The organism is Shewanella sp. MBTL60-007 (genome assembly GCF_019654915.1).
In the GTDB taxonomy this organism is placed as follows: domain Bacteria; phylum Pseudomonadota; class Gammaproteobacteria; order Enterobacterales; family Shewanellaceae; genus Shewanella.
On sequence record NZ_BPET01000111.1, the window covers coordinates 1 to 4989 of the forward strand.

At 41.6% G+C, this 4989-nt stretch carries 6 protein-coding genes and 1 pseudogene; 4 read left to right on the forward strand and 3 right to left on the reverse strand.

The genetic code is table 11. From position 1 onward, the window contains the following. The 3 genes and pseudogenes from K5Q92_RS23245 to K5Q92_RS23255 all read left to right on the forward strand — a co-directional run. A pseudogene (locus K5Q92_RS23245) lies at positions 1-278 on the forward strand (dual specificity protein phosphatase family protein); the annotation flags it as partial. A 57-nt stretch (positions 279-335) separates the two neighbouring features. Then, positions 336-1304 (forward strand): tyrosine-type recombinase/integrase, encoded by a 969-nt coding sequence (locus tag K5Q92_RS23250; protein WP_014386790.1) that lies wholly within the window; start codon positions 336-338, stop codon positions 1302-1304. A 1-nt stretch (position 1305) separates the two neighbouring features. Beyond that, entirely contained in the window at positions 1306-2094 is a 789-nt protein-coding gene (locus K5Q92_RS23255) for a hypothetical protein (protein WP_014386791.1), read from the forward strand. Here K5Q92_RS23255 and K5Q92_RS23260 read toward each other — a convergent pair. Both K5Q92_RS23260 and K5Q92_RS23265 read right to left on the reverse strand, forming a co-directional pair. Next, complete coding sequence (locus K5Q92_RS23260; protein WP_032073030.1) at positions 2091-2579, reverse strand: hypothetical protein; 489 nt, start codon at positions 2577-2579, stop codon at positions 2091-2093. The genes K5Q92_RS23255 and K5Q92_RS23260 overlap by 4 nt on opposite strands. A gap of 2 nt (positions 2580-2581) precedes the next feature. Then, positions 2582-3526 (reverse strand): DNA-binding protein, encoded by a 945-nt coding sequence (locus K5Q92_RS23265; RefSeq protein WP_014386794.1) that lies wholly within the window; start codon positions 3524-3526, stop codon positions 2582-2584. Between the two features lie 265 nt (positions 3527-3791). Between K5Q92_RS23265 and K5Q92_RS23270 the strand changes: the two genes are divergently transcribed. Then, positions 3792-4403 (forward strand): DUF2913 family protein, encoded by a 612-nt coding sequence (locus K5Q92_RS23270; RefSeq protein WP_014386795.1) that lies wholly within the window; start codon positions 3792-3794, stop codon positions 4401-4403. Between the two features lie 48 nt (positions 4404-4451). On the opposite strand, the gene K5Q92_RS23275 is transcribed toward K5Q92_RS23270, so the two are convergent. Beyond that, positions 4452-4989: nuclease-related domain-containing protein (locus K5Q92_RS23275; RefSeq protein ID WP_220771202.1), on the reverse strand; the 538-nt coding region annotated here is incomplete at its 5' end.

A 4989-nucleotide genomic window follows, 5' to 3' on the forward strand; every position in this document is an offset into this window, starting at 1 on the left:
CTTCTGGAGTGAATAAAATCTACGTTCACTGCTATTTTGGTCGTTCACGCAGTGGAGCTGTTGCTAAATACCTGGTGGATCAGTTCGGTTTTGAAAGCAATAAACCAATTGAGAGCCCAAATATGACTGTATATAAATTGCTATGTAATCCAGTACGGTTTGAACCCTTGATCCAGCAATATGAACAAGCTGCTAAAGCTCCTAAAGAAGAAAAGCAACCAACAATATCCCAGAAGTTCGTAGATTTATTGATGGTAGCTTTAGGGCTTAAAAAATAATCAGTGAATGTGGCCCCTACTCTCGATACAACGTGCATGAAAAGAAGAGAAACCAACATGGAATATCACGCTAACAACATAATAACTGCGGAACAACAAGGAGAGCTGATCACCGCAGAACAGATTAAGAGCAGTATAAAAACTAACGCGGCATCAGCCTATTTACTTAGTCTCCGCTCAAAGCTTAGCCGTCAAAAAATGGGTTACTTCCTGAATAATGTAGCCAAAATGACGGGCAACCAAAGCATGTTTCATTGTGACTGGGGGACAATGAGACGCCACCATGTCCAGGGTATTATTGACTTGCTTATTGATGCAGGAAGAGCTCCAGACACCATTAACACCTATCTTGCTGGGTTAAAAGGCGTCGCTCTTGAAGCATGGACAATGAAGCAGATTGATATGGAAAGTTATCACCATATCAAGCAAATAAAGAATGTGCGTGGCGAAAGAATTCCCAAAGGGAGAGCGCTAGAACGTCATGAAGTTGCCCAGCTTTTCAAAGTGTGTGATGAAGACTCACGATGTAAAGGAGTTAGAGATAGTGCAATTTTTGGGGTGCTTTTAGGCTGCGGTTTAAGGAGAGGTGAAATAGTGGCCCTAGATCTAGGCCATATAAATTGGCGAGAACAAGCAATTACAGTTATGGGTAAAGGTAATAAAGAACGATTGGCCTTTATGCCCGACGGAACGCTTAGAAGATTAAAATTGTGGGTTAATGATGTTCGAGGTGAACAGCCTGGGCCTCTTTTTCCAAGAATTCGACGACATGATGATGTACAAGACAGTCGAATGACAGATCAGGCAATCTACGAAATCTTGAGAACTCGACGAATGGAAGCTGGGTTAGAGCATTGCTCTCCTCATGATTTGCGTCGGACTTACGCGAACGACTTATTGGAAACTGGCGTTGATATCATGACCTTAAAGGATATGATGGGACATGCTAGCGTTACTACCACTCAAAGGTATATTCGCATCAAAGATGAGCAAATGCGAAATGCAAGTAAGAGGTTGGTAATTTAACATGCTCGTATCATTTCTGACATGGTTTTTAGTTGGTTTGCAGCCCATTGTGCTGGTGGTCATTATTCAAAACCTTATTGGAAAGTTGTTAACCCCTATTGCGCTTCGCAATAAAGCCAGCCGGGGGGTGTACTTAGCTACAGCAGCTATTGGAGTGCCTATTCATGAACTCAGTCATGCTATTGCGGCGTTCCTTTTTCGGCACCGAATAACCAAAATAAAGTTTTTTGAATACACAGCTGGGCATGGCCGCTTGGGATACGTCGAGCATCAATGGAACGTGTTGTCACCGTTGCAAAATGTCGGGCTTTTCTTTATTGGTATTGCTCCTTTGATAGGAGCTGGTGCAGTCATATACTTAACTACAAAGCTAATGCTTCCAGGCTTATTGGATACGCTGGCTTGGCGCATAGTAGAAATTCCTATGGGAATAACGGGCGATCCAGTCAAAGATGCTTTCTATGCTGTGCAGTACGGCATTTCTGGTGCTGGTATTGCGATTCTTTCCGTGAGCTCGGAGCCTCAGTTCTGGCTCTGGATGCTGATCAGCAGCGTTGTGGCGTTTCACTCGACACCAAGCAAAGCTGATATGCAGAGCGCATGGAAGGGAGCGATAGCCGTAGGAGTGTTATTAACGGGGATTGTCTTCATTTTCGAGGCTTATTATCCACTAACCGAAATGGTGGTTGGTTATTGGCTTTACAGTGTATCTATTATGTCTGCCACAATTGTATTTTCTATGCCTTGGTGGGTAATATTGCTGATGATCGCTATGGTTTCAAAACGCTAGCTCTCTGTTTTTTTAGCTGTTCTCTCAAGCAAAGCGCTTTGGCGGAGTATTGCCAACACATCAGCAACCGTCATTTTCCATCCCATAGCAAGACGTCGAATGATAAACGAACCTAATTCAGTACGTTCTTGCGGATTAAACAAACACTGTTTAACCTGCCCTGCTTCTGATAAGGATAGTGAAATCCCTTCGGGTCCATTATGTTGTAATTTGAAACCTTTGTTACGCTTAGAACCGTGATAAGCCCCCTCAGATAAACGAGCAAGGCCGAACAGTACCTGAGTAAAGCTGGTAAGCTCATACCTTGTCAACTGGACGGAAATTTTTTCCTGCCAGTTTGCATCAGTGCCAAGAAGTGGCGCAATCTCGATTGTGACCGAAGGATATTCATCCTTTTGGGTCTCTGTATACTGGAACTGAACTACAACACGCTGGTGTTTGTTATAGATTTTAAAAGCTTCACCAAACAATTTAGTTTCGCTCATAACTAATCTTTCACCTCAAGTTGCGACAATTTTTTCTTTGTACTGATATGAGCTTTGCGTTCGGAATTCAAATCAGATTCAAGTTTGCTTTTTGCTTTTGAAGTGGCCGCGTGAGCTGCTTTTTCGGTATCGAGAGCTTCGCTAATTGTCTCCAGTCGCCCCAACCCTTTCTCTGATTGCATAAGCCGCTCTTGAAGATGGTTAACTCTATCCTGAGTTGTTTGATGCGATTCTTTCTCTGCTTTTAAAGATTCACGGAGTGCTTCATTTTGAGCACTTATAGTCGCGTTTTGTGTTTCTGCTTGGGTGAGTTTTTCGCGGATATCTTTTAACTCAGAGCGTAGTTGTTCACGGTTAGATTGAGCCTCTTCTACCAGCTTACTGCTGTCCTCAAGACGCATCTCCGCTTTGGCTAAGTCTGTGGTTAATCGGTCAATCTGAGTTCGATGTTCAACAATCACCCTACTCTTTTCTTCTAGTTGATCACGCAGTGTCTGTTCAGTAGTAGTCCAAGATGATTTGGCCGCTGCATGTTGTTCGCTATGTTCCTGTGCCAACTGTTCTTTCTTTTGAACTTCAAATTGAAGGCGCTCTATTTTGCTTTCAGCATCAGCTAAGGCAGAAAGAGCCTCTGCTTCGGAACTTTTAGCAGCACGTAGCGTTTCTTCAAAGCGAGATTCAATAGCAGTTTGAAACCTGCCCATCTCTTTCATAAATGAGTCAGCAAATGCATCACTGAATCCCATTGATTCCATTAAATGAGCCTGGGATGCTTCGAGCTCTTCACGCCACTGCCTAACAAAGCCTAGAGCCGTTCCTTTGGAACCTCTGCCAAGTTCTGCGATCACTCGATTGCCGCTTATCTTTTCTCCGGAAGCATGTAGACGGTCACAGACACCTTTTACGTCTGAATAAGTCAATGCAGGACTTTGTTGCCGCTTTTCCATAATCATTTCTCTTCAAAAAAATCAAGTATACCGTCAATAGTATGCCAAATACGGTACAGTTACAAACAAGTGTACCTTTAATACGTTAGAATTGAATGGCGGTACAGTTTGATTGTTTTGCATCTAGATAAATAATCATAACAGACTGATATTTAAGGATGTTATTATGGTTTAAATCGAGAATGAACAGGTTGTAAGGTGTACCGATTACTGTACTTTCGGTACACCAGTTCTAAACCAACTCTTTAAGTGCGAGGTGTGATAAATGAGAAGAAAAAGAGGTGATTATCCACAATTGGTAAATGACTTAGTAATCAATACATTGTTACACCTTTATATGGAATGTAGCGATACACGTCGGTTTGTGCCTCTCCACCAGCGAAATGCGATTGTTATGCGTTATCTGAAATCCTTACTCAAAAAAGCAGCATACAAGGAGACAAGAAAAGATATTAAAGCTCTTATTTACGCTGGGCAGAAAGGTGACAAGTTGGAAGAGCAATTGTGGAGGCTCAAATCTCTTGTTAATAATTATGGCAATGATGTTGAAAAGTTTTACGGATTCCTCAACTTAATTGAGAGTACGTTAGCTATTTACAGTGAGTTATTTAAAGAAAATACTGCTGTCGTTTCGAATAGAGTTTATTTGTTAGCTGATCACATTGATAATGGCTTTGACGATAATGGGAGGCAAGTAGCCCCAATTGCTCTATCTGTGAACTCTTCAAAATGGAAGCAAATACCAGCGTTGGCCGAAGAACATGGTCATTTCTATATTGAGATTCTTGATAGTGATGAGAGTAAAGCAAACCTTTATGTTCACCCTGCCGCAATGAAAAGAGCCGTTCACAAAGAACATGAAAAGGAGTGTGACTGATGGCAGTGTAGGATGCAAACCGCTACTACACTGCCCTGAGTGCTAAGTTCAAGCACGATGTTTAGCTTTGAGGTTTTTCACATGCTTAAAGTTAGTTTTAAGCCCCTTTTCTAAACGTGCAGACTCTAGACTCTCATAAACACTATTAATGTCGATAAAAGAGCTTTCCTTGGATTGTTCATAAATATAATCTGCGGCCTTCCAACCGGATGTGAATAGTAGCTTTGGTGTGTTTTTACTCCTCCATTCGCACTCACCTACCATAACTACAATCGAGTAGAACGCTTCCTGGGGAATGCTAGGCAAAAGAGATTGAATTGCTTTCACATGCTTATAGTTTTGTCTGAACGGATTTTGAAACTTGTAGCTACGTTTAAATATCTTTTGAGTCCAAAATTGATCTGATTCCTTGCCATAAATCCAGCCTTTATAATGTTTTGTTTCAACGACAAATATTCCAGCTGGGGAAATAACAACATGGTCCACCTGAGTAGTATCTCCATCGGAAACTTCAAGAGTAACATCATCAAGTACTATGCAATTATTACCACATTTTTTATTTAATATTTTTGATAAAGCCCACTCG

What these genes read in the sequence shown, in the direction of transcription:
- K5Q92_RS23250 (WP_014386790.1), top strand. Translation starts at nt 336, where the DNA reads ATGGAATATCACGCTAACAACATAATAACTGCGGAACAACAAGGAGAG.
- K5Q92_RS23255 (WP_014386791.1), top strand. Translation starts at nt 1,306, where the DNA reads ATGCTCGTATCATTTCTGACATGGTTTTTAGTTGGTTTGCAGCCCATT.
- K5Q92_RS23260 (WP_032073030.1), bottom strand. Translation starts at nt 2,579, where the DNA reads ATGAGCGAAACTAAATTGTTTGGTGAAGCTTTTAAAATCTATAACAAA.
- K5Q92_RS23265 (WP_014386794.1), bottom strand. Translation starts at nt 3,526, where the DNA reads ATGGAAAAGCGGCAACAAAGTCCTGCATTGACTTATTCAGACGTAAAA.
- K5Q92_RS23270 (WP_014386795.1), top strand. Translation starts at nt 3,792, where the DNA reads ATGAGAAGAAAAAGAGGTGATTATCCACAATTGGTAAATGACTTAGTA.